This is a genomic window from Kribbella sp. NPDC048928, assembly GCF_043197975.1.
GTDB lineage: Bacteria > Actinomycetota > Actinomycetes > Propionibacteriales > Kribbellaceae > Kribbella.
Window position 1 is genome coordinate 70589 of sequence record NZ_JBICUC010000003.1, and the last position, 22689, is coordinate 93277.

Annotated in this window: 21 protein-coding genes; 11 read left to right on the forward strand and 10 right to left on the reverse strand. The window is 68.6% G+C overall.

Annotated elements, in window-relative coordinates; genetic code table 11:
* Positions 1–22: 22 nt before the first annotated feature.
* From ACGFI6_RS13830 to ACGFI6_RS13845, 4 genes are all read right to left on the reverse strand, one after another.
* A complete protein-coding gene (locus ACGFI6_RS13830; protein WP_393118274.1) occupies positions 23–964 on the reverse strand; it encodes a peptidoglycan recognition family protein in 942 nt (313 codons plus the stop codon).
* Positions 965–1077: 113 nt separating this feature from the next.
* Positions 1078–1500, reverse strand: coding sequence for a MarR family winged helix-turn-helix transcriptional regulator (locus tag ACGFI6_RS13835; RefSeq protein WP_393118276.1), 423 nt, complete (start codon positions 1498–1500; stop codon positions 1078–1080).
* Positions 1497–1871 carry a hypothetical protein gene (locus ACGFI6_RS13840; protein WP_393118278.1) on the reverse strand — a complete coding sequence of 125 codons (375 nt, stop codon included), beginning with the start codon at positions 1869–1871 and terminating at the stop codon, positions 1497–1499. The genes ACGFI6_RS13835 and ACGFI6_RS13840 overlap by 4 nt, the downstream gene beginning before the upstream one ends.
* 30 nt (positions 1872–1901) lie before the next feature.
* On the reverse strand, positions 1902–2951 hold the full coding sequence (locus ACGFI6_RS13845; protein ID WP_393118280.1) for an LLM class flavin-dependent oxidoreductase: 1050 nt from the start codon (positions 2949–2951) through the stop codon (positions 1902–1904).
* Positions 2952–3052: 101 nt separating this feature from the next.
* Here ACGFI6_RS13845 and ACGFI6_RS13850 point away from each other — a divergent pair, with 101 nt between their 5' ends.
* The 3 genes from ACGFI6_RS13850 (at position 3053) to ACGFI6_RS13860 (ending at position 7703) form a co-directional block, all read left to right on the forward strand.
* Positions 3053–4486 (forward strand): DUF2252 domain-containing protein, encoded by a 1434-nt coding sequence (locus ACGFI6_RS13850; protein WP_393118282.1) that lies wholly within the window; start codon positions 3053–3055, stop codon positions 4484–4486.
* Positions 4487–4753: 267 nt separating this feature from the next.
* Positions 4754–5710, forward strand: a complete 957-nt coding sequence (locus tag ACGFI6_RS13855; RefSeq protein ID WP_393118284.1) for an aldo/keto reductase — start codon at positions 4754–4756, stop codon at positions 5708–5710.
* A gap of 91 nt (positions 5711–5801) precedes the next feature.
* The gene (locus tag ACGFI6_RS13860) at positions 5802–7703 is read left to right on the forward strand and encodes a glycoside hydrolase family 76 protein (protein ID WP_393118286.1); all 1902 of its coding nucleotides are present in this window, start codon (positions 5802–5804) and stop codon (positions 7701–7703) included.
* Positions 7704–7880: 177 nt separating this feature from the next.
* On the opposite strand, the gene ACGFI6_RS13865 is transcribed toward ACGFI6_RS13860, so the two are convergent.
* Entirely contained in the window at positions 7881–8447 is a 567-nt protein-coding gene (locus ACGFI6_RS13865; RefSeq protein WP_393118288.1) for a TetR/AcrR family transcriptional regulator, read from the reverse strand.
* An 85-nt stretch (positions 8448–8532) separates the two neighbouring features.
* Between ACGFI6_RS13865 and ACGFI6_RS13870 the strand changes: the two genes are divergently transcribed.
* Entirely contained in the window at positions 8533–9402 is an 870-nt protein-coding gene (locus tag ACGFI6_RS13870; protein ID WP_393118290.1) for an aldo/keto reductase, read from the forward strand.
* A 57-nt stretch (positions 9403–9459) separates the two neighbouring features.
* Here the strand turns inward: ACGFI6_RS13870 and glnA are convergent, their stop codons facing one another.
* Positions 9460–10884 carry a type I glutamate--ammonia ligase gene (gene glnA, locus ACGFI6_RS13875; RefSeq protein ID WP_393118292.1) on the reverse strand — a complete coding sequence of 475 codons (1425 nt, stop codon included), beginning with the start codon at positions 10882–10884 and terminating at the stop codon, positions 9460–9462.
* 189 nt (positions 10885–11073) lie between these two features.
* Here glnA and ACGFI6_RS13880 point away from each other — a divergent pair, with 189 nt between their 5' ends.
* The gene (locus tag ACGFI6_RS13880; protein WP_393118294.1) at positions 11074–11550 is read left to right on the forward strand and encodes an RDD family protein; all 477 of its coding nucleotides are present in this window, start codon (positions 11074–11076) and stop codon (positions 11548–11550) included.
* Positions 11551–11560: 10 nt separating this feature from the next.
* Here ACGFI6_RS13880 and ACGFI6_RS13885 read toward each other — a convergent pair whose 3' ends face one another.
* The 3 genes from ACGFI6_RS13885 to lipA all read right to left on the reverse strand — a co-directional run bounded on the left by ACGFI6_RS13885 (position 11561) and on the right by lipA (position 14624).
* Positions 11561–12868: a class I SAM-dependent methyltransferase gene (locus ACGFI6_RS13885; RefSeq protein ID WP_393118296.1), complete on the reverse strand. Its 1308-nt coding sequence runs from the start codon at positions 12866–12868 to the stop codon at positions 11561–11563.
* A 110-nt stretch (positions 12869–12978) separates the two neighbouring features.
* A complete protein-coding gene (locus tag ACGFI6_RS13890; protein WP_393118298.1) occupies positions 12979–13674 on the reverse strand; it encodes a DUF4191 domain-containing protein in 696 nt (231 codons plus the stop codon).
* A gap of 11 nt (positions 13675–13685) precedes the next feature.
* Positions 13686–14624 carry a lipoyl synthase gene (lipA, locus tag ACGFI6_RS13895; protein ID WP_328998572.1) on the reverse strand — a complete coding sequence of 313 codons (939 nt, stop codon included), beginning with the start codon at positions 14622–14624 and terminating at the stop codon, positions 13686–13688.
* A 55-nt stretch (positions 14625–14679) separates the two neighbouring features.
* Between lipA and ACGFI6_RS13900 the strand changes: the two genes are divergently transcribed.
* The 5 genes from ACGFI6_RS13900 to ACGFI6_RS13920 all read left to right on the forward strand — a co-directional run bounded on the left by ACGFI6_RS13900 (position 14680) and on the right by ACGFI6_RS13920 (position 19882).
* Positions 14680–15957 carry a sensor histidine kinase gene (locus ACGFI6_RS13900; protein ID WP_393118300.1) on the forward strand — a complete coding sequence of 426 codons (1278 nt, stop codon included), beginning with the start codon at positions 14680–14682 and terminating at the stop codon, positions 15955–15957.
* Positions 15958–15964: 7 nt separating this feature from the next.
* Positions 15965–16624: a response regulator gene (locus ACGFI6_RS13905; protein ID WP_393119729.1), complete on the forward strand. Its 660-nt coding sequence runs from the start codon at positions 15965–15967 to the stop codon at positions 16622–16624.
* A 144-nt stretch (positions 16625–16768) separates the two neighbouring features.
* Entirely contained in the window at positions 16769–17650 is an 882-nt protein-coding gene (locus tag ACGFI6_RS13910) for an ABC transporter ATP-binding protein (protein ID WP_393118302.1), read from the forward strand.
* The gene (locus tag ACGFI6_RS13915) at positions 17647–18810 is read left to right on the forward strand and encodes an ABC transporter permease (protein ID WP_393118304.1); all 1164 of its coding nucleotides are present in this window, start codon (positions 17647–17649) and stop codon (positions 18808–18810) included. Before ACGFI6_RS13910 ends, ACGFI6_RS13915 begins: the two co-directional genes overlap by 4 nt.
* 109 nt (positions 18811–18919) lie before the next feature.
* Positions 18920–19882 (forward strand): LysR family transcriptional regulator, encoded by a 963-nt coding sequence (locus ACGFI6_RS13920; protein WP_393118306.1) that lies wholly within the window; start codon positions 18920–18922, stop codon positions 19880–19882.
* A 3-nt stretch (positions 19883–19885) separates the two neighbouring features.
* On the opposite strand, the gene ACGFI6_RS13925 is transcribed toward ACGFI6_RS13920, so the two are convergent.
* Positions 19886–21226 carry a hypothetical protein gene (locus ACGFI6_RS13925; protein WP_393118308.1) on the reverse strand — a complete coding sequence of 447 codons (1341 nt, stop codon included), beginning with the start codon at positions 21224–21226 and terminating at the stop codon, positions 19886–19888.
* Positions 21227–21313: 87 nt separating this feature from the next.
* On the opposite strand from ACGFI6_RS13925, the gene ACGFI6_RS13930 reads away from it, so the two are divergent.
* On the forward strand, positions 21314–22624 hold the full coding sequence (locus ACGFI6_RS13930) for a sulfatase-like hydrolase/transferase (protein WP_393118310.1): 1311 nt from the start codon (positions 21314–21316) through the stop codon (positions 22622–22624).
* Positions 22625–22689: the final 65 nt, after the last annotated feature.

A 22689-nucleotide genomic window follows, 5' to 3' on the forward strand; every position in this document is an offset into this window, starting at 1 on the left:
GCGGGACCTGGTCGGAGGGTGCTTATTTGACGGCGTCAGCAGCTGCTTCAGGTGCTGCTTCAGGTGCTGCGTCGGGCGTTGCGTCGGGTGCTGCGTCGGGGGTGGTGTCGATGGGCGGGAACGGGTCGAGGTCGTGGTTCTCGAGCTGCGGGTCGGCGTTCGGGTCCGGAGCGGCCGGAGCCTCCGGAGTCGCCTGGGCAGCACCGTCGGCCTGCAGGTTCTTCGGCGCGGCCGCCCACACCGCGGCGGCCGCACGGGCGGCATCGGCGGCGTCGGTCTGGCGCTCGTAGTTCTTGATGTCGAGCGCGTACGCCTTCGCGACCGCGGTCAGGTCGCGGCGCAGCTGCTTGTGCACCCAGAGGGCATAGGCCTGCGAGCGGGCCTCGATAAAGTTTTTCAGTTCCTGCATCTGGGCCGGGGTCATGTCGTCGTCCTCCGAATTGCCAGGGTGGCCGGGGGTGAATTCGCCGCGGGTGATCGCGGCGCGGGCGGGGTCGCCGGGGCAGTCGGTGGGCTCCGGGCGGACCGCGGAGTGCGGCCGGATCGCCGTACCGCGGGGGAAGAGTTTGCGGAAGTCGGCGATCACCGCGCGGGTTGTCGCCTTCATCGCGGCGGACGGTTGCTCGCCGGTGACCAGGACGAGCAGGATCGCGCCGTACCGTTCGTTCACGTCGGCGTCGCCGTTCGCGCCGGACTGGGTCCGCAGGCCACGCAGGGTCCACGCCCGGCCGGACTGGTCGACCGCGATCTGGTACGCGATGTCCGACCAGCCACGGGTGTCCATGTGGTAGTCCTGCCAGCCGCGCAACGCGGACGCGACCGCGGCCTTGGTGTGGATGACCTTCGTCGATCCGGTGCCCGGCCAATGGATGACCGCACCCTGGACCCGGGACGGCGTCAGGTTGCCCGGCCCGGAGTTCGGCGGTCGCGCGTTCCACGCGGACCGGGGCAGATATTCGACCATTCAGTGCTCCTCACAGGGCTCCTCACATGCTTCACAGCGCCACATACCCACCGCTGGCGCTCGGTAATCAACCGATCACGCTAGGGCGTGGGTCAAGCACTGATCACATCCAATCAGGCCGAGGGGTGCGAGCGTTCGAGCAGGCTCAGCAGGTCCCTGCGGAACTGGGTGCGGCGACGTTCGCTCCAGCCTGTGGTGAGTTGTGCGAAGACTTCTTCCTGCCAGGCGTGGGCTTGTTCGAGCAGCTCGTGTCCTGCCTGCGTCACGTCGACCTCGCGGCGTCGTGCGTCGCCGTCCGCGGCGCGCAGTACCAGGTAGCCGGCGGCCGCCGCCTCCTTCACCAATCGCGACGCACCGCTCTGGTCGATCCCGATCTCGTGCGCGACCGCGTTGACCGTCGCGGCCCGCCGCCCGCTGACGGCATGCACCGACTCGACCACCATCACCAAACGCCCCTGCTCGGCAACGTCGGGCGCGGTACGTCGCGACCAGTGCCGTACGAACTCGAACAACACCTGCCCCGGTCCCGCGCTCATTCGGTCGCGGCCAGCTCGCGGCAGATGTACGCGAGCTCCAGCGCCTGCTGGAGATCCGGCAGCCGGAGCGCCGCGGAAACCTTGTCGCCGGTCACCCGGAAGACCGTCGCCACCCGCGTCGGCTCCGTGCTCTCCGGCCAGCTCGCGTCCTCCTCGACCACCATCAACCGCTCGCTGACCGGATGCCACGACCGCGGCACCAACCTGATCCGTGACCGGTCGACCCAGTCGGCGAACCCGGCCGGCTTGATCGGTCCCGCACCCTTCGGCCCGAGCACCACCACCGGATCAGTCACCACCTCCGCGACCGCCGCCGGGTCGCCCTCGTTCACGCGCTGGTGCCAGCGATTGATCGCTCCCTCGAGATCCATGGGAGCGATTGTATGCGATTCGCATAGATCTCAGGTCAGCAGGGGGAGAAGCTGGTCGCCGACGCGGACGGTTTCTTCCCGGTACGGGGTGTCGGACAGGATGAAGTGCGTGATGCCCAGATCGCGGTAGCGGTGCAGCGACTTGGCGACATCGGCGGGGGAGCCGACGAGCCAGGTGGTGCCGGCGCCGCCACCGCCGTACTTGCCGGGAGCGGTGTAGAGGTTGTCGTCGAGGACCTCGCCGCGTTCGGCCAGGTCGAGGAGACGTTGCTGACCGACAGCTTTGAACCAGCGCTGGTCCCGCGAGCCGTGCTTCTCGGCCATCTCCGCGACCTTCGCTTCCGCGTCGGCCCACGCCTGCTCGGTCGTGTCGCGGACGAGCGTCGTGATCCGCAACCCGAACTCCAGTGGCGGATGCGCGCGCCCCAGCTCCTCCTCGAGCTCCCGCAGTCGAGCGATCCGCGCGGCGACCCCGTCCAACGGCTCACCCCAGAACAGCTGTACGTCGGCATCCGTCGCCGCCACGCGTTGGGCGGCGTCCGACGCGCCACCGAAGTACAGCTTGGGATGCGGACGACCCTCTCGCGCAACGGGTCGTGTGGCGACGGTGGATCCCGTGACGGAGAAGTACTCGCCGTCGTACGTCACGTCCTCCTCGGTCCACAGTCGCCGTACCAGCTGGAGGAACTCCTTCGTACGGGCGTAGCGCTGCGGCTGGTCGCCCTCACTGTCGCCGTACGCAGCGAGGTTGTCCTGACCGGAGACGATGTTGATCAGCAGCCGCCCGCCACTGAGCTGGTCGAGGGTGCTCGCTGCGGACGCGAAGTGCGCGGGATGCCAGTACCCGGGGCGGATCGCGGCCAGCGGCTGGAACGTCGTCGTCCGCGCGGCGAGTGCGGTCGCGACCGTGAAGGTGTCGGGTCGCCCCCAGCCGGTGCCGAGCAGCGCGCCGGACCACCCGTGGTCCTCGGTGAGCCGGGCCAGCTCGGTCAGCCGCTCGATGCTGTTGTGTCCCTGGACGGCGTCGTCCCCGCGATGGCCGGGGTCGACCTGGTTCGGGATGTACCAGAGCAAAGTCATACCCTGAACAGTAAGTCTATTCATTTAGTCTACTTTGAGCGTCTCGCGACGTGGTCGTGGCGGTGCTGGCGGATCGGGGCCGGGTGGGCGACTCTGAGGAGATGGCAGACCGACCCGCCGGCGAGCAGTTCAGCGCGGAGCAACGCGCGGCGCGGGGGAAGGCCGCGCGCAAGAAGGTGCCACTCGAAGCGCAGGCCGAGGTCCGGCTGAGCGCGTCCCGCGACCCGGTCGGTCTGCTGCGCACCCAGGCCGAGGGGCGGGTTCCTTCGCTGGTCCCGATCCGGAACGGTCGGATGCTCGTCTCACCGTTCACCTTCTACCGCGGCGCCGCAGTAGTGATGGCGGCCGACCTCGCCGCGACGACACCGACGGGTCTCGAGGTTCAGTTGTGCGGCGATGCGCACCTGTCGAACTTCGGCGCGTACGCGTCTCCGGATCGCAGGCTCGTGTTCGACATCAACGACTTCGACGAGACGCTGCCGGGGTCGTTCGAGTGGGACGTCAAACGGCTCGCGGCGAGCTTCGTGGTGGCCGGCCGCGACAACGGATTCAAGGCGAAGCAGTGCCGCGCGGTCGTGGAGACCGTTGCGCGCAGCTACCGCGAGGCGATCCGCGAGTTCGCCGGCCGGCCGATCCTCGCGGTCTGGTACGCCCGGCTGGACATCGAGGACCTGGTCAAGCGGTACAAGGCGACGCTGTCGTCCGGTACCCGGCAGCGCAAGGAACTGAAGGCCGCCGAGGGCAAGCTGGCGAAGGCGTACACCCGCAACAGCATGCAGGCGATCGGCAAACTCACCGCGGTCGACGGCGACCGTCGCCGGATCGTCGCGAACCCACCGTTGGTGGTCCCCATGGATCAGCTCACCGACATCGACGGATCGGCCGTGCTCGGGCGGCTCCAGGACCTGATGAAGGGGTACCGCGGCACGCTGGAGCAGGATCGCCGGCATCTGCTCGACAACTTCCGGCTGACCGACATCGCGCACAAGGTCGTCGGAGTCGGCAGTGTCGGCACCCGCGCCTGGATCATGCTGCTCGAGTCGACGGTCGCCGACGAAGCGTTGCTCCTGCAGGCCAAGCAGGCCGGGCCGTCCGTACTGTCGACGTACGTCCATCCGTCGGCGCACGTCCGTCCATCCGCGCACGTCAACCAGGGGGAGCGCGTGGTCGTGGGGCAGCGCCTGATGCAGGCGGCCAGCGACATCTTCCTCGGCTGGCTGCGCGCGGACGCTGCCGACGGGGAGCAGGATTACTACGTCCGCCAGTTGCGCGACTGGAAGGTGTCGGCGGACATCGAAACCCTCAATCCCGAGGCGATGGGTCTGTACGCACGGTTGTGCGGCTGGACCCTCGCGCGGGCGCACGCCCGATCAGGCGATCGCTTCGCGCTGGCGGCCTACCTGGGCAAGTCGAATCGCTTCGACCAGGCGATCACTGCCTTCGCCACTACCTATGCCGACCAGAACGAGGCCGATCACACGACCTTCGCCGCAGCAGTCCGCGACGGCCGCGTAGAAGCCCGAACCGGCGTCTGACCACCGAAGTACGGCACCGACCACCGCACTCCGATCTCCCGCTCCCACCCGCCCGCTCCCACCCGCCCGCTCCCACCCGCCCGCTCCCACCCTCCCGCTCCCACCCTCCCGCTCCTGCCTCCCGCTCCCGTCTCCCCGTTTCGCGCTGCCTGCAGGGTCTCGGGGTGACTCATTGGCTGGAGTTGTTGGGGTCAGTAGGGATGGTTGTTGGACAGGGTCGGGTCCAGCGACGACCATGCTGGAAACGTTCCCGTTCTGGAGGTCGAGATGACGAAGCGTTCGCTGGGTGTCGGTGGGTCGGAGGTCAGCGCGCTCGGAATGGGGTGCTGGGCGATCGGTGGGCCGCATGCTCGGCAGGGGAGTCCGGTGGGCTGGGGTGTGATCGACGACGACGAGTCGAAGCGTGCGCTGCGCCGCGCCTACGACCTGGGCGTCACGTTCTTCGACACTGCTGACGTGTACGGCTGCGGGCACAGCGAGAAGTTGATCGCCGAGGCGCTCGGGGACGTTCGCGACGAGATCGTGATCGCGTCGAAGGCCGGTTACACGTACGTCGAGGAAACCCGGGAAGCGCCGGGGGAGAACGGTGACCCGGACTACATCCGCTGGGCGTGTGACGAGTCGCTGCGGCGGCTGAACACCGACCGGATCGATCTGTACCAGTTCCACCTCGGCGGGTACGACCTGGCGAAGGCGGAGGAGGTGCTGGCGGTCTTCGAGGAACTGGTTGCCGCGGGCAAGGTTCGGGCGATCGGGTGGAGCACCGACGACCCGGAACGGGCGGCCCTGTTCGCGAAGAGCCCGAACTGCAAGGCGATCCAGCAGCACTTCAACGTGTTCGGTGGCAACGCCGACGTGCTCGCTCTGTGTGAGGAGCGCGGGTTGGCGAGCATCGTCCGCGGTCCGCTCGGGATGGGCTTGCTGACCGGGAAGTTCGACCAGGACAGCAGCCTGCCCGAGGATGACGTACGGCACGGCTGGAACTTCCGGACCGGCGACCAGGCCGAGTCGCTGCGCCGGCTGGATGCGATCCGTGACGTGCTCACCTCCGACGGGCGGACGCTCGCGCAGGGTGCGCTGGCGTGGTTGTGGGCGCGCAGCGAGGCGTTCGTGCCGATTCCGGGGTTCAAGACGGTTGCGCAGGTGGAGGAGAACGCCGGCGCGGTGCAGTACGGACCGCTGACGCCAGCGCAGCTCGAGCAGATTGTCGACGTTCTGCAGTAGGACGACCCATTGACATCGTTGTCTGGCCCGACGACGATACTTCCTCGGAAGCTCGGTGAAACGTTTCCAAGCACCTCGAGGAGATCCGCCCATGGTCGTGAATCGTGGTACTTTCCGCCTGCTCGTGGCCGGCGCCTGCCTGGCCGCAGCGGCCCTGGCGCCGGCGGCCGCGTCGGCGGCGCCGGCCTCGGGACCGCCCGACGGAGGGCCGTCCGCCGGCCCCACCGCCGTCGCCCGGGCCCGGGTCGCTGCGGATCAGCTGATGAGCTCGTACGAGCCGAACAAGGCCTGGTTCCCGTCGAGCTGGTGGAACTCGGCTGTCGCATTGCAGACAATCGGCGACTACATGCAGCGCACCGGCGACCGCCGCTACCTGCCACAGCTGGACAACACCTTCGAGAAGGACAAGGGCGCGTTCCCGGCCGGTTACCTGTCCGGTGACGAGCTGCTCGGCAACTTCACCAGTCGCGCGATCGACGACTCGGAATGGTGGGGCCTGACCTGGATCCAGGCGTACGACCTCACGAAGAACCCGAAGTACCTCGACATGGCGGTCAAGATCGCGGAGTACGTCGAGGGCTACTGGGACCCGAGCTCGTGCGGCGGCGGCGTGTGGTGGAACGGCGAACGCACGTACAAGAACGCCGTCACCAACGGCCTGTGGATCCGCCTCACCGCCGAGCTGCACAACCGGATGCCGCACGACAAGCGCTGGCTCGGGCGCGCCACGGAAGGCTGGAACTGGTTCACCAAGAGCGGCATGATCAACTCCGGCGGCCTCGTGAACGACGGGCTGAAGGACAACTGCGAGAGCAACGGCGACACGGTCTGGAGCTACAACCAGGGCCTCGCGATCGGTGCGGGCCTCGAGTTGTGGCGCGCCACCCACGACCCCAAACTGCTGACCACGGTTCGTCGTCTCGCGGATGCCGCGATCGCTCCCGGTGGTCTCGTCACGGACGGCGTGCTCACGGAGTACTGCGATGCGCCGGGCCGGACGTGTGACGACAACGGCAAGCAGTTCAAGGGCATCTTCATGCGGTACTGGATGGATCTGGCCGACACCACGCACGACCGCCGCTACACCGACTTCGTCGCGCAGCAGGCCGCCACGGTCTGGGACAACGACCGGGACGCCTCCGACCGGCTGGGGGAGCGGTGGTCCGGTGCGACTCCGAACGTCTTCGACTGGCGTACTCAGGCCAGCGCACTGAGCGCCCTGCTCGCCGCCGTACCGGCAACACCGCCGGTGCGATCGTTGTCCGCGACAACCGATCCATCGCTGCCCGTGGTGATGCCGGCGACCGGCAGCGGGACCCACGTCAAGGTGAAGGTGGACGTCCAGGCAACGGGTCCGGTCGGTGATCGCATCCAGGCGACTGTGCGGGCAGCGGCTCCGTCCGGATGGACCGTGACGCCGGCCAAGGCGAACGTGACGCTGCGGACCCGCGGCAACGCCGTACCGGTGCACACGTCGGTCGACCTCGATGTGACGATTCCCGCCGGTACGGCGGACGGCCTGCACTCGGTGACCGCAGCGGTGTCGTCCGGGCCGCAACTGTCGTACACGACCCGGTCCGACATCCTCATCGCGCACGGGGCCGACTTCGACACCGGCTCGCCGGAGGAGACGCCGTGGCTGTACGACGCCGACGGTTCGCAGAGCAACGGCCTGCAGAACCGGTTCGCGGACGGGCACTCGTACTTCGTGTACCGCTTCCCGTTCCCGTCCGACGCATCGTCGGCATCCGTATCGTTGACAATCGACAATGAGTTCGCCGTCCAGCTCAGCGCGGACGGGCAGAACTGGACGACGGTGGCCACCGAGACGAACCAGTACCACGACGGTCAGAACAAGGACGTGCGTACGTTCGACCTGACGCCGTACCTCGGGGGCGGAGCAGGGCAGGCCAGTTATGTCCGGATCTCCGACTCGTTCCCCGACGACGGCTGGGGCGGCCGCGTCTACCACGTCACCGCGACGTACAAGTAGGCCGGCGCGTCACCGCGGCGTACAAGTAGGCCGCCGCCCCATCAACCCCGCACGGCACGGCCGGACCCACCATCTCAGCGGTTGACCTTCGAGATGGTGGGTCAGCCTGCTGCATGCCAAGGCCCAACCCACCATCGAAGAGGCTGACCGCGCTCCAGGCCGGCGCCTGAGCCTGTCCTAGGGCCGCAGCCCGTCGATCAGCAGTGCCAGGAGGCGCTCGGTCTGCTCGCGCTGCTGCTCCGGAGCGGCGGCGATCACCGCGCCGGCCATCGCGGCGACGACATCTCCGGGCGGTACGTCGCCGCGGAGTGTTCCCGCGGCCGTACCCGCAGCCAGGAAGGGCTCGACTGCCGTGGTGAGTCGTGCACGGGTGTCCGACTGCGTCACGGCGCCGGACGCGACCATCGCGCGCAGGTCGATGCCCATGGCTCGTTTGGAGTCGACGAAGTCGAGATAGCGATGCATCCACGCCAGCAGCGCCTTGTCGGCCGGTGACTCCGCGGCCAGGCCCGGCGCTGCCTCGCACAACCGGGTCAGCTCCTGCCGGTAGACCGCCTCGAGCAGCGCCTCACGCGTCGGGAAATGCCGATAGAGGGTGGCCACACCGACCCGCGCCCGGGCCGCCACCTTGTCGAGCGACAGCCGGACCGCCTCGCCGTTCCGCGCGGCCACGGCGAGATCGGCGAGCTCGTCGCCTGCCGCCGCCACCACCTGCTCGCGCTTGCGCGCCGCATCCACCCGCATAAGTGGAGAAACCTCCATTTAGTGCTATCGTCGATTGAAACGGAGAAACCTCCGTTTTCATCGACTCTAGCTGAGGACACCACTGATGACATCCCAACGACCGGGCGGAACCGTGAAACTCGGCCGGCACGAGATCGCCAGGATCGGGTACGGCGCCATGCAGCTCGAACACGTCGAGGCCGAGGCGGCCGCGACGGTCCTGCACCGCGCGGTCGAGCTCGGCATCAACCACCTCGACACCGCGTCGTTCTACGGGCACACCACGGTCAACCAGCACATCCGCGCTGCGCTGCATCCGTACCCGGATGACCTCGTGATCGTGAGCAAGGTCGGTGCGCGCCGCGTGGACGCGCCGGTGCCGCTGGCTCTCGCGCAACGACCGGAGGATCTGCGCGAGCAGGTGCACCTCGACCTCACCTCGCTCGGCCTGGAGCAGGTGCCGGTCGTCAACCTGCGGCGCGCGGACCAGGGGCCGGGCCTGATCGCCGAGGCCGACCAGGTCGCCCCGCTCGACGACCAGCTCGCCGAACTCATTGCCCTGCGCAACGAAGGCCTGATCGGCGCGATCGGCCTCAGCAACGTCAGTACCGAGCAGCTCCGGCAGGCGTTGCCGGCCGACCTCGTCTGTGTGCAGAACGCCTACAGCGTGATCGACCGCTCGTCGGAGGAGCAGCTCGCACTCTGCGCGACCAACGGGATCGCCTGGATCCCGTACTTCCCACTCGGTTCGGCCTTCGACCGGATCCCGTCACCGACCGAGCACCCCATCGTCCAGGAGATCGCCACCCAGACCGGTGCCACCCCAGCCGCAGTCTGCCTGGCCTGGATCCTCGCTCACGACGACCACACCGCCCTCATCCCCGGCACCCGCAGCGTCGACCACCTCGAAGACAACCTCCGCGCCGCCGACGTCCACCTGAACCCCGAAGCCCTGGCCAAGCTCGACGCCCTCTGAAAAACGAAGAAGCCCACCCGGACAGACCGGGTGGGCTTCGCCGAAGAGACTACGAACTCAGACGTCGTAGTAGAGCTCGAACTCGTGGGGGTGCGGGCGGAGCTGGATGGGGGCGATTTCCTGCTCGCGCTTGAGGTCGATCCAGGTCTCGATCAGGTCGATGGTGAACACGTCGCCCTCGAGCAGGAAGTCGTGGTCGGCCTCGAGGGCGTCGATCACGGCCGGCAGCGAGGTCGGCACCTGGGCGATGCCCGCGTGCTCCTCCGGCGGCAGCTCGTAGAGGTCCTTGTCGACCGGGTCGGCCGGCTCGATCTTGTTGCGGATGCCGTCCAGGCCGGCCAGCAGCTGCGCGGCGAACGCCAGGTACGGGTTGGCCGACGGGTCCGGGCAGCGGAACTCGATGCGCTTGGCCTTCGGGTTCGAGCCGGTGATCGGGATCCGGATGCAGGCCGAACGGTTCCGCGACGAGTAGACCAGGTTGACCGGCGCCTCGAAGCCTGGCACCAGGCGGTGGTACGAGTTCACCGTCGGGTTGGTGAAGGCGAGCAGCGACGGCGCGTGCTTGAGCAGGCCGCCGATGTACCAGCGGGCGGTGTCGGACAGGCCGCCGTACCCGGACTCGTCGTAGAACAGCGGGTCGCCGTTGCTCCACAGCGACTGGTGGCAGTGCATGCCCGAGCCGTTGTCGCCGAAGATCGGCTTCGGCATGAAGGTCGCGGTCTTGCCGGCCTTCCAGGCGGTGTTCTTGACGATGTACTTGAACTTCATCACGTCGTCGGCGGCCTTGAGCAGCTCGTCGAAGCGGAAGTTGATCTCCGCCTGACCCGCGGTCCCGACCTCGTGGTGGGCGCGCTCGACGATCAGGCCGGACCGCTCCAGCGCCAGCGTGATGTCGTCGCGCAGCTCGCCGAAGTGGTCGGTCGGCGCGACCGGGAAGTAGCCACCCTTGTAGCGGACCTTGTACCCGCGGTTGCCGCCGTCCTCGACGCGGCCGGTGTTCCAGGCGCCGGCGACCGAGTCGATCGAGTAGTGCGCCGAGTTCGCCTTGGTCTCGAACCGGACGTCGTCGAAGACGTAGAACTCGGCCTCGGGGGCGAAGAACGCGGTGTCCGCGATGCCGGTCGACTTCAGGTACTCCTGCGCCTTGCGGGCGATGTTGCGCGGGTCACGCGAGTACGCCTCGCCGGTCAGCGGGTCGTGCACGAAGAAGTTCACCACCAGCGTCTTCGCGGTCCGGAACTCGTCGATGAAGGCACTCGTCGGGTCCGGCAGCAGCTTCATGTCCGACTCGTGGATCTGCTGGAACCCGCGCACCGACGAACCGTCGAAGGCCAGGCCCTCCTCGAAGACCTCGGGGCCGAACGACGAGACCGGGACGGTGAAGTGCTGCATGATGCCCGGAAGGTCACAGAACCGGATGTCGACGATCTCGACGCCCTCGTCCTTGACGTAGGCGAGCAGCTCCTCCGCGCTGGAAAACATACGTACTCCTAGGGTGGCTCAGAGATTGCATCTGAACGTAGGGCCCGCCGGTTTCTCCGTCGTGACCCTGATGTTTCGCGGATGTTACGCCCAGCGTGTCCGCGCTGACCCACTGGTGTACGGCGGTGACGCCCTGAGATCTCGCAGCCCGTCACAGGCTGCCGCGGGCAGGTCCGTAGGCTAGACATCATGGCATCATCCGCGGGCGCCGCAACCGGACCCTCCGAAGAATTCCCCAAAGAGGAACGACGCAGTCCGGGCAGCCGGCTGGGTTTGCCCGAGGACGGTCCGGGCTCCGTGGCGAGCTGGGGCCGCCGCCTGCTCGCGCTGCTCGTCGACTGGCTGATCGCGGCCCTGATCGCCTCGGCGCTGACCGGCCGCCCGATGTGGGCCGGCGGGAACAACTACAACCTGATGCACACCACGGTGTTCTTCGCGATGTCCGCGATCCTGACCGGGCTGATCGGCAGCACGATCGGGCACCGGCTCTGTGGCCTGCGGGTGCTGCCGGTCCGCGACAGCAAGACGTTCCCGGTGCAGCCCGGCCTGATCGCGGGGGTCATCCGGTCGCTGCTGATCTGCCTGGTCATCCCCGCGGCGATCTTCGACCGCGAGCGCCGCGGCCTGCACGACCTGGCCGCCAGGACCATCGTCGTACGGCGATAGTCAGGGCTGATCAGCGGCGCGTGAGCAGCAGCTGGACGTCGTCGAGGTAACCGGTCCGGAAGCCCGCCTCGGAGTACGCGAGGTAGAACTCCCACATCCGCCGGAACGTGTCGTCGAACCCGAGCGCCGCGATCGCCGGCCACTGCTCGATGAACCGGTTCCGCCAGATCCGCAGCGTCCGCGCGTAGTCCGCGCCCAGGTGCCGGATCACCTCGGCGCGCAGACCGGTGTGCTGCGCGGTGACGTCCTCGATCACCTCGACCGACGGAATCAGGCCGCCGGGGAAGATGTACTTCTGCACCCAGGTGAAGGTGTTCCGGGTGGCGAGCATCCGCTCGTGCGGCATCACGATCGCCTGTACGACGCCGACCCCGCCGGGCGCCAGCCGGCGCTCGATCGCGTCGAAGTACACCGGCCAGTACTTCTCGCCGACCGCCTCGATCATCTCCACGCTCAGTACGGCGTCGAACTCGCCGATCTGGTCGCGGTAGTCGCGCAGCGCGACCTGCACCCGGTCGCCGACACCGGCGTCGGCGATCCGGCGCTGCGCGAGCAACGCCTGCTGCGAGGCGATCGTGATCGCCGTCACCCACGCGCCGCGCTGGGCGGCGCGGATCGCCAGGCTCGCCCAGCCGCAGCCGATGTCCAGTACGCGCGACCCGGACTGCACTCCGGCCGCGTCCAGGATCGAGTCGAGTTTGCGCAGTTGCGCGTGGTTGAGCTCGTCGTACGAGGCCGTGGCGAGATCTGCGGTCGCGTTGTCGCCGAAGCCGGTATCGCCGAAGTAGGCAGCCGAGTACGTCAGCGACGGGTCCAGGAACTCCGAGAACATCGCGTTGCTCAGGTCGTAGTGGCGGCTGACGTTCTCCCGGGAGCCGGCCCGGTCGTTCTCCTGGTCGCCCGGCTGGGACCTGGTCACCAGCCAGCGCAGCGACTGCGCCCACTTCGGCAGCAGGTGCCGGGTCTCCTCGTTGCTGAACCGCTCCGCGAACGGGACGAGCAGGTCGGACAGGTCGGTACCCGGCTCCGGATCCCAGTCGCCGGCCAAGTACGCCTCGCCGAATCCGGACCCGGCGTCCTGGCCGAGGCGGTCCAGGAACGCGGCCGTACGGTGCACGCGCATCGCGGGGCCACCGAGACCGTAGGACCGATTGCTGTCCAGATGGATCGTCGCGGGCAGGTCCTTGGCGATCAGCCGGATCGCGGTCGCCGCGCCGTAACGCCGGACCGGATTGGAGCGCGGGCGAGCCAGTGTCGGCCACGTCTCGGGCACCGGTTCGTGCACCGGATGCTGCACTCCCGGCATCAGATCCGTCATTTAGCAGTTCCCCTGTAATCCGTCCTGGTCGCACCCTAAGGGCAACCAGCCTCCCCACGGCGCATCTCTGCACAGATCAACTGCCGAGATGCCTCTTGGTTACAGTTTGATCACCGACCGCGCATTGCCTGCCGGGCGCCCTTCAGGCTGCTCGGCACCGGACCCTTGGGCATCGGCACCTGCGGACGGACCGCGTCGAGCGCCTTCAGCCGCTGCAGCAGGTCGGTGATCTCGGACGGCTGCATGACGGCCGGGAGCTTCATCACGTGCTTGGTGAGCTTGCGGATGTCGATCTCGCCCTCGCCCTTACCGGCGACGATCTGCGTCACCGGCGCCCCGCCGGCCACCCGGTTGTGCTTCTTGGCCTCGGCCTGGAGCAGGTTCTTCACGCGGCTCGCCTGGCCCTCGCCGACGAGCACGATGCCCGGCCGGCCGACGACGCGGTGGACGATGTCGGAGTTCTTCGTGACCGCGACCGCGGGCGCCACGTTCCAGCCCCGGCGGAGCGTCTGCAGCGCGGAGGCGGCCGCACCGGCCTGACCCTCGATCTGGCTGTACGCGGCCTTCTCGACCTTGCGGCCGAACACGATCGTGGCTGCGAGGAACCCGAGGGCGACACCGAGCGGGAGCCAGATCAGCAGCGGTCCGACCAGCAGCCCACCGATCACGGCGAGGGCGACGATGCCGAGGAAGATCCCGGCCAGCACCAGACCGACCGTCGGGTCGGACTTGCGGGTCAGCTTGTACGCCGACGCGATCTGCTTGAGCCGGCTGGTCTTCTCTTCGGGCGCGTCGTTCTTGGCCATCTCTACCTGCTCTACCTGTCCTGGTTGTTCATACGTGACTCGACGGCCTGGCGGTACAGCCGGCCGGCGCGGTACGAGGACCGTACCAGCGGACCGGACATGACTCCGGCGAATCCGATCTCCTGGGCCTCGGCGTCCAGCTCGACGAACTCCTCCGGCTTCACCCAGCGCTCGACCGGGTGGTGCCGCACCGAGGGCCGCAGGTACTGCGTGATGGTGATGATCTCGCAGCCGGCCGCGTGCAGGTCCTTCAGTGCCTGGCTGACCTCGTCGCGGGTCTCGCCCATGCCGAGGATCAGGTTCGACTTGGTGACCAGGCCGTAGTCGCGGGCCTGGGTGATGACGTCCAGCGAGCGCTCGTAGCGGAAGCCGGGGCGGATCCGGCGGAAGATCCGCGGCACCGTCTCGACGTTGTGCGCGAACACCTCCGGCCGCGACGAGAACACCTCGGCGAGCTGCTCCGGTACGGCGTTGAAGTCCGGCGCGAGCATCTCGACGCCGGTGCCCGGGTTCAGCTCGTGGATCTGGCGGATGGTCTCCGCGTACAGCCAGGCGCCGCCGTCGTCCAGGTCGTCGCGGGCGACACCGGTCACGGTCGCGTACCGCAGGCCCATGGTGCGCACCGACTCCGCGACCCGGCGCGGCTCGTCGCGGTCCAGCGCCTCCGGCTTGCCGGTGTCGATCTGGCAGAAATCACAGCGCCGCGTGCACTGGTCCCCGCCGATCAGGAAGGTGGCCTCGCGGTCCTCCCAGCACTCGAAGATGTTCGGGCAGCCGGCTTCCTGGCACACCGTGTGCAGTCCCTCGGACTTCACGAGTTTCTGCAGCGCCTGGTACTCCGGGCCCATCTTGGCGCGGGTCTTGATCCACTCGGGTTTGCGCTCGATCGGGGTCTCCGCGTTGCGCACCTCGAGCCTGAGCAGTTTCCGTCCTTCTGGGGCGATCGTCACGCCTCCCAGGGTACGCGTCCCTGGTCGGCGCGGTTTCACCCGTAGGCTGATGAGAATGTGGACCCGTCCCGCGCCGAGCGCCCGCGAGCTGCGCTACGACGTACTGCTCGGAGTCGGGATGGCGCTGGCCGGGCTGCTCGGGACCGAGCTCGCCCGCGGTGGGTCGCCGACGCACGTGGACCTCGGGATCGGCGGCGTCGAGGCGTACGTCCTGAGCGCGGCGGTCGCCCTGCCGCTCTGCTTCCGGCGCCGGTGGCCGATCCCGGTGCTGCTGGTGGTCGCGGTGCTGTTCGTGGTGAACGGGGAGCGTGCGGTGTTCTCGTTCGCGGGGAACCTGGTGACCCAGTCGACGATGTTCATGGCGATCTACGCGGCGGTCGCCTGGGCCCGGGACCGGCGGTTGATGAAGGCCGCGGTCGCGCTGGTGTTCGTGGGGATGTTCGGCTGGCTCGCGCTGAACTTCGTACAGGCGCTGCGGGCGAACGCGATCGAGGGACCGAACCACGCCCTGTTCTCGCCGTACGTATCCAGCGTGATCATCAGCGTCGCACTGAACGTCGCGTACTTCTTCGGCGCGTACTTCTGGGGCCGGACCGCGTGGGCGACCGCCCGGCAGCGGGCCGAGCTGGAGCACCAGGCGACCGAGCTGGCCACCCAGCAGATGGCGAACGCCCGGCGCGCGGTGATCGACGAGCGGCTGCGGATCTCCCGCGAGCTGCACGACGTGGTCGCGCACCACATCAGCAGCATCGGCATCCAGGCCGGGGGAGCGCGGCGCGTGATGGACTCCGACCCGGCGGCCGCGAAGAACGCGCTGAACGTGATCGAGGACTCCAGCCGGACCGCGGTGAACGAGATGCGCCAGCTGCTCGGCATGCTGCGCGCTGCGGATCCTGACGTTGACGTCGGTACGCCGGACCCGAAGGCACCGCAGGCGGGCGCGGACCGGCTGCCGGCGCTGATCGCGGAGGCGAACGGCCTCGGCCTGGAGGTCGGCTTCCACCAGATCGGGGCGCCGGCCGAGCTGCCGAAAACCGTCTCGGTCTCGGTGTACCGGATCGCCCAGGAGGCGCTGTCGAACGTCCGCAAGCACTCGACGGCCCGGAACGCCCATCTCACGCTGCGTTACCTCGGTGACGCGGTGGAGCTGGAGGTACTCGACGACGGCCGCCCCAAACATGCGCCGGTCGGCAGCCGGCTCGGCCACGTCGGGATCCGGGAGCGGGTCGGCCTGCTCGGCGGCGAGAGTGAGATCGGCCCGCGGCCCGTGGGAGGATTCCGCGTCCGGGTCCGGATCCCGTTGAGCACGCCGATTGGAGTTCCAGGTGACTGACGACCCGATGCGGGTGCTGCTGGTGGACGACCAGGACCTGGTACGTGCCGGGTTCCGGATGATCCTGTCGGTGGAGCCGGACATCCAGGTGGTCGGCGAGGCGTCCGACGGCGAGAAGGCGATCGAGCTGGCGCTGGCGCTGCGCCCGGACGTCGTCCTGATGGACGTCCAGATGCCGGGGATGGACGGGATCAGCGCCACCCAGCGGATCGTCACCGAGGACGCCGGGAAGGTCGTCATCCTGACCACGTTCGACCGCGACGACTACCTGTTCGAGTCGCTCGGGGCCGGCGCCAGCGGCTTCCTGCTCAAGAACACCGCGCCGGAGGACCTGGTCGAGGCGATCCAGATCGTGCACTCCGGGCATGCGCTGCTCGCGCCGGAGGTGACCCGGCGGGTGATCAAGCGGTTCGCCGGCGCCGGTGAGCGCGTGTACCGGCCGGACCTGATCGAGGAGCTGACCGAGCGCGAACGTGAGGTGCTCGGGCTGATCGCCCGCGGCCTCACCAACACCGAGATCGCCGCCCAGCTGTACGTCGGCGAGGCGACCGTGAAGACGCACGTCTCCCGCGTGCTGCTCAAGCTCGGCCTGCGCGACCGCGTCCAGGCGGTCGTGTTCGCGTACGAATGCGGCCTGGTCACCCCCGGGGACGACGCCTCCAGCTGAGGCGTGGACCTGCAGATCCGCCCCGCGGATGACCTGGTCGATCCGTCCCACGGGCGACGTGCGGCGACGTCCGGGCTCACTAGCTTGGTCATCGTCGGGTAGACCAGCCCGGCTGAGGGCTGACCTTGATGGGAACGGTGACACATGCTGAGCGTGAGTGGGCTCACCCGGCGATTCGGTGATCATCTGGCGCTGGACGACGTGACCTTCGACGTCGTACCGGGACGGATGACCGGATTCGTCGGGGCCAACGGGGCCGGGAAGACGACCGCGATGCGGATCATCCTCGGTGTCCTGGCCGCGAACTCCGGTGCGGTGCGCTGGCAGGACGCGGCACTCACGCAGGACGTCCGCCGGGACTTCGGCTACATGCCCGAGGAGCGCGGGCTGTACCCGAAGATGAAGATCCGCGACCAGCTGGTGTTCTTCGGCCGGCTGCACGGGCTCGACCCGGAGCGGGCCGCGCAGCGAACCGACCGGATCCTCGAGCGGCTCGGGCTGACCGAGCGCGCCACCGACATCCTCGAGACGCTCTCGCTGGGCAACCAGCAGCGGGTGCAGATCGCGGCCGCACTGGTGCATCAGCCGATCGCGCTGGTGCTCGACGAGCCGTTCAGCGGCCTCGACCCGCTCGCCGTCGACGCGATGGTCGACCTGCTCCGCGAGGAGGTCACGCCGGAGGTGCCGGTGCTGTTCTCGAGCCATCAACTCGACCTGGTCGAGCGGCTGTGTGACGACCTCGTCGTACTGTCGCGCGGCAAGGTGGTCGCTGCGGGGCCGGTCGCGGAGTTGGCGGCCGGCGCCTCCACGACGTACCGGCTGGTCATCGACGGCGACGCGGGCTGGCTGCGCGACGTCCGCGGCGTCGAGGTGCGGGACGTGGCCGGCGGTACGGCGCTGTTCGACGTACTGGACGACGCGGTGGAACAGAAGATTCTTCAGGAGGCGATCAGCCGCGGACCGGTGCTCGAATTCGGGCCCGAGCGGGTGGCCCTCAGCGACATCTTCCGGGAGGCGACCCGATGAACCTCGACAGGCCGTGGATGCTGATCGCGGAGCGCGAGATCAGCACCAAGTTGCGGGACAAGACGTTCATCGGCTCCACCGTGGTGATGCTCGTGATCGTGATCGCGGCGGTGCTCATCCCCGCGCTCCTCAACGGCAAGAGCGGCCCGGACAAGATCGCGGTCGTCGACGACGCCGCGGCGCGGGTGGTGCAGCAGGCCTCGACCGCGAAGGGCGGCGCCGGCTTCGAGGTCCGCAAGGTCGCGGACCGGCCCGCTGCGGAGAAGGCGGTGACGGACGGCGACGTGAAGGCGGCGCTGGTACCTGGGACCGACGGGTACTCCGTACTGGGCAAGGACAGTGTCGACAGCGGGATCGAGAGCGCGCTGCGGCAGGCGGCGTCGACGGTCGGGATGGAAGCGAACGCCGCGAAGGTGGGGCTCACCCCGGAGCAGTTGCGGGCCGGTACGAAGATCGAAGTCACACTGCTCAAACCAGGCCCGCTGCCGGAGGTGGTTACGTACCTGGTGAATCTCGGTCTGGCGCTCGTCTTCTACATGACCTCGCTCGGTTTCGGGATGATGATCGCGCAGAGCGTCGTCCAGGAGAAGGAGAGCCGGGTCGTCGAGATCCTGGCGGCCGCGGTGCCGATCCGGTCGCTGTTGTGGGGCAAGGTGCTCGGCAATACCGTGCTCGCGCTGACGCAGATCGTGGTGATCGCCGCGGCGTCGCTGATCGGGCTGCTCGCGACCGATCAGGCCGGGATCCTCGAGGTGGTGGCACCGGTGGCCGGATGGTTCGTGGTGTTCTTCGTCCTGGGGTTCGTGGCGCTGGCCGGGCTCTGGGCGGTTGCCGGTTCGCTGGCGACGCGGCAGGAGGACCTCGGGTCGACCACGCTGCCGGGGCAGATGATCCTGATGATCCCGTTCTTCTTCTCGGTGTTCGCGGGGTCGTCGGCCAAGACGGTGGCGTCGTTCGTACCGATCGCGTCGTCGATGTCGATGCCGGGGCGGATGCTCACCGAGGACGTACCGATCTGGCAGCCGCTCGTGGCGATCGCGATCCTGCTGGCCACCACGGTGCTGATCGTCCGGCTCGGCGCGCGGCTGTACGAGCGCACGCTGCTCCAGACCGGCCGCCGGCTCGGTTATCGCGAGGCGATCGCACTCAAGGCGTCGTAACACATCGTCACTGCCGGGCCCGGCGTTACAGGTTCGGGCTCGGCTGTGACGAAACCGCAATGTTGGGCGCCTGTGTGCTGTGCGTCGACCTCGACTACGGTCTCAACGCATGAACGTCGAGCTGCGCCACCTGCGGGTGGTGGTCCTGGTGGCAGAAGCGGGGTCCGTCGGTCGGGCCGCCCGCTGGCTCAAGGTCAGCCAGCCGAGCCTGACCGCGCAGCTGAAGCGCATCGAGGCGGCGTTCGGCGGTGAGCTGTTCGAACGATCCCGGACCGGCGTCACCCCGACGGCCCTCGGCCGGTACGCCGTCGACCGTGCGCGGGCGATCCTGGTCGACGTCGACCACCTGTCCGCGACCGTCTCCGCGATGACCGCGGTCGAGTCGTCGGCCGTACGACTCGGTGGATTCCCGACCGCGCCGATGTCCGGGATCGCGTCCCGGCTCCGCGCCCACGGCGAGATCGAGCAGGTCAGCATCGAGGTCGAATGGTCCTCGAGCGTGCTGCTGCAGCAGCTCGAGAGCGGGCGGCTGGACTTTGCACTGCTCCGCGAGTTCCCCGGGTTCGAGCTGCGGCTGCCCTCCGGCGTCGAGGCCACCACGGTCGTCGAGTCCGAGTCGGCGTACGTCGCCTTGTCCGCGGACCACCCCGTGGCGTCCCGTACGCGCGGTGAGCTCGACCTGGCCGCACTGTGCGACGAGGAGTGGATCGGGGAGCCGCCGGACGACAGCGGGTTCCACGTGCTGTTCCGGGCCGCGTGCGAGGCTGCCGGGTTCCAGCCGCGGGTCGAGCACCACTCGGTCGACACGTCGGTACTGATGGGGTTCGTGACCAGCGGTCAGGGCGTCGCACTCATCTCGCCGACCTCGTACCGGATGCTCTCCTCGGACGTCACCACCCGCGCGCTCGCCGGTGACCCGATCCACCGCAAGCTGGTCCTCGCCTGGAGCACCGACTCACCCCGCGCCCAGATGGCCGGCGACGTACTCGCCATGGCCAATGCGGCGTACGACGAAGCAATCACCGAGCATGCGCGCCGGGGCGAACACCAGCAACGCATGCACGTCGCGTAAGCGCTAGGCCGGCTTGACCGCCGGATTCTCGAACGACGACAGGAAGAACTCCCCGGTGTCCTCCGGGTCCTCCATCCGCTCCCGATACTGAGACCCAACCTGCTCCCGAGGCAAAACCCGCTGAGCCGACTCGTCCTTCTCAGCCGTCTCACCCCGCTGCGGCGGCTTGCTCGCCTCAGCCGCCTCGTCCTGAGCAGCCTCAACCGGCTGTGCCGGCTTACTCGGCGCAGCCGCCTCGCCCTGAGCAGCCCCGCTGCCGGCAGCCATGCCTTGACCGGCCCCACCTTGCGCCGTCGGCCCTTGACCCGCCGTGTCCTCGGCCGGCTGCTGGTCTGCCGCAGGCGTCTCCGGCGTGGTGGTCTCTGGAGCAGGTGTCTGTGCTGGTGTTACCGAGGCCTCCTGCGCCGCCTCCGCACTCTGCTCCTCACCTGCAGGTGCCTTCGCTTGCTCAACGGGTGCCTGCTCTACGGGTGCCTGCTCTACGGGTGCCTGCGCTGCGGGTGCCTGCGCTGCGGGGGAGACCTGCGCCTCCGCCTGCTGCTGTGGTACGTCCGGCTGCTCTGCGGCAGGTGCCTGCGTGTGGGACTGGACCGTCGGCTCTTCGGCCGACTGAGTCGGCTCGTCGTAGTGGTCCACCGCGGGGCCAGACGCAGCGACCGTCTCCTCGCCAGATTCGTTGCTCTCGGCATCGGGACCCGGGAACGCACGAGTGTGCTCGTACTCCTCCGCATCGCCCACCGGGAACTGACGCGTCTGCTCATCAGCCTGGTTCCGCGGCTGCGCCGGCGCAGGCTCGTCGAACAAATCGTCGTACCGGCTGTGGGTCTCATAAGCAGGCGCCGCCTGATAGGTGCCCGCGGCAACCGGATACACAGCCGCGACGTCCGCCTCCTGCTGCGCCTGCGCGGCCTCCTGCTCCCGCTGCAGCCGCTCGGCCTCAGCGCGTTCGCGCCGCCGACGCTGCACGCCGCGGACGATCAGCTGGATCGCGTACACCAGCGAGATCACGCCGAGGATCGGCACCACGCCGTTCTGGGTGTACTGCTTCGACCCCTCGATCATCCCGTTCGTGACGCCGGGGACGTCGTTCAGGAAGTTCGTGGTCCGGTTCGGGATCCAGACCCAGCAGTAGATCAGCGTGCCGAACGCCACGAACGCCCCGAGCGCACCGGCGCCGGAGAAGTACGACACGACGGCCCAGAAGATCAGCGCGCCGAGGCCGAAGGCCAGCGCCATCTCCTTAGCGTTCAGCTCGATACCACCCGGCGCCGCCAGGACTCCGAACACGGCCGGTCCGGCCAGGGCAACGACTACGCCGAGCAAGAACCCAAGAAATTTGGACACACCCCCAAGGTAGCGACGAACTGCCGTCACACCCCGCAGACACTTCGGCACGTCCCTGACGGGCAACCGCTTCCCTAAGCTAGGGCCATGCGCCCTCCGAACATTCTCGTTGTCCTGTCCGACGAGCACACTGCCGCCGCAGCCGGCTGGGCCGGCCACCCACAGGTACGTACGCCGCATCTGGATCGCCTGGCCGCACAGGGCGTTGCGTTCGACCACGCGTACACGAACAGCCCCATGTGCGTTCCGTCCCGGCTGTCGCTGATGTCAGGCAAGTACGTGCACCAGATCGGGGCCTGGGACAACGGCGTGATTCCGGACGCGACCTACCGCACCTGGGGTCATCACCTGCGCGAGGCGGGCTACACCTCTGTACTGGCGGGCCGTACGCACTTCAACGGACCAGACCGTTTACTGGGCTTCGACCGCCGCCTCACCGACGACCTGGACTTCTGGCTCGACCACAGCGGCCGCCCACCACGCCGTACGACAGACTGGCGGCGCCCCACGAACTCCCACGTCACGGAACAAGGCACCGGCGAGCACGTACACACCCAGCACGACGTAGCCGCAACCGATGCCGCACTGGAGTTCCTGCAAGACCCGGGGGAGGACCCGTTCCTCCTGTACGTCGGCTACATGCACCCGCACTTCCCGTTGGTCGCACCACCGGAGTTCCGTGCGCTGTACGACGCCGCCGACGTGGAGGTACCTGTGGTCGCCGACGAACAACACCCCGTGATCTCGTTGCTCCGGCACGGTTTCCGCAACGACGAGCCGCTGACCGAGGACCAGATCAGGGAGGCCACGGTCTGCTACTGGGCGCTGATCAGCCACCTCGACCATCAGATCGGCCGGCTGCTAGCCGCCGTACCGGACGACACAGTAGTCATCTACACCAGTGACCACGGCGAGATGGCCGGTCACCAGGGCATCTGGCAGAAGCAGTGCTTCTACGAGCCCGCCGTACACATCCCACTGCTGCTATGCCACCCCGCGCTCGCACCGGCCCGCACCAGCGCCCACGTGAGCCTGGTAGACATCCTCCCCACCCTCAGGGATGTCGCCGGGCTGTCGCCAGATCCAACCCTGCCCGGAGAGTCACTCCTCGACCCCCAAGACCGTCCGGTCCTGTCCGAGTATCACGCGCAAGGCATGCCGGACGGTGGCTTCATGCTCAAGTCCGGCCCCTGGAAGTACTGCTACTACGGCGCCGGTCACGCACCACAGGTCTTCAACCTGGAAGAAGACCCACAAGAACTCCACGACCTGGCTGCCGAAACGCAACTAGTGCAGCGCCTGGACGCCGAACTGAGACAGCTCCTGGACCCCGACCAAACCGACACCCAAGCCAAAACCAACCAAGCCACCCGCCGCGCCACAACACCGCCCAACTAGCCCAGCCGTCTGTCACCCGCGGCCCGGTCACCGGGCGGCTGCGGGTGCAACGGTGGTGCGGAGCG